Source organism: Klebsiella sp. HMSC16A12 (assembly GCF_001808265.1).
Taxonomy (GTDB): Bacteria; Pseudomonadota; Gammaproteobacteria; order Enterobacterales; family Enterobacteriaceae; genus Klebsiella; species Klebsiella pneumoniae.
Window position 1 is genome coordinate 1 of record NZ_KV792631.1, and the last position, 1113, is coordinate 1113.

The following is a 1113-nucleotide window of genomic DNA, read 5'->3' on the forward strand; positions in this document are numbered from 1 at the left end:
ACCACCATCACGTCCTGCGGGCTGACCGCCATTTCGTCGTCTAACCGCGCGCAGAGCCGACGATAGAGTCCCTGTTTCTGCGCCCGGCAGCGCGGTTTTCCGGCGAAAATATGAAACAATACGAAGTAATAGCTAACCGAGATATTTTAAACCGGGCAGGGGGCGAGGGAATATAAACAAAAGAGTAGCGTCAATATTACTATCAAGGCCATCGTTTTATAAGTATATTGAAAGGCCAGATGATCATAAGAAATATGTGCCGGAACAATGAATGATCTAATCTGTCATCACAGGAGTTCCTTATTTAAATCCGATGATTATTTCTGATGATGAACTTGCTGAATTACTTATTAAATTAATGAGGTGAATGGATGGATTTCTTGAAAAGATGGTTAAAAGAAGAATTCATTCTTTTTTTATGGGGATGGGGTATTGTATTATTAATCATTATATTTAGCATGATTGCAGTCTCTCTTTTTCCTGATATTGCCATTAACTTAATAGGACTTTTTGTTTTATTAATCATTGGGTTTCACGTTGTCGTTTGGTTTAAAGTTAAAAACTGATATGAAAGAGGAGGGGTAATGTCAAATCCAGCATATTTATGGTTAACTGATGAGAATGATTCGCCTATTATTGGTTCTTGCCTGATGCCCACACGCACGGGTTCCATCGAATTGCGCGCAGTGAATCATCATGTTTGATTACCTACCGATAATAATACAGGAAAGCTGACGGGAACCCGTCTTCATACACCGGTTAAAATTCAAAAAGAGTTTGACAGAACAACACCTTTGTTATTTAGGGCTCTTTGTGAAGGTCGAACATTAAGATCGGCAACGCTAAAAATGTACAGAATAAATGAGGCGGGACTGGAGGTTGAATATTTTAACATAGCGATGGCGAATATTAAGATTACGGCAATCACACCAAATTTACATCCGGCCGGAATGACAAGTACTCACCTTGAAGACATTGATTTCCGTTATGAGACGATCACCTGGATATACACAGAAGGGAACATCATGTATCGTGATTCATGGAACGATCGCTGTTGTGCATGGTAGCAAATGATATAGTGCTGAAACGCGGCGCCTCTTGCGGCGCCGCCTG

The 1113-nt window shown here is 40.7% G+C and carries 1 protein-coding gene and 3 pseudogenes; 3 read left to right on the forward strand and 1 reads right to left on the reverse strand.

What is annotated here, in order from left to right:
• Window positions 1-125: pseudogene (locus HMPREF3140_RS18795) on the reverse strand (tautomerase family protein); the annotation flags it as partial.
• Window positions 126-283: 158 nt separating this feature from the next.
• Here HMPREF3140_RS18795 and HMPREF3140_RS29325 point away from each other — a divergent pair.
• From HMPREF3140_RS29325 to HMPREF3140_RS18805, 3 genes and pseudogenes are all read left to right on the forward strand, one after another.
• Window positions 284-367 (forward strand): annotated as a pseudogene (locus HMPREF3140_RS29325) (hypothetical protein); the annotation flags it as partial.
• A gap of 4 nt (window positions 368-371) precedes the next feature.
• A complete protein-coding gene (locus tag HMPREF3140_RS18800) occupies window positions 372-566 on the forward strand; it encodes a hypothetical protein (protein ID WP_002904612.1) in 195 nt (64 codons plus the stop codon).
• 18 nt (window positions 567-584) lie between these two features.
• Window positions 585-1067, forward strand: a pseudogene (locus HMPREF3140_RS18805) (Hcp family type VI secretion system effector).
• Window positions 1068-1113: the final 46 nt, after the last annotated feature.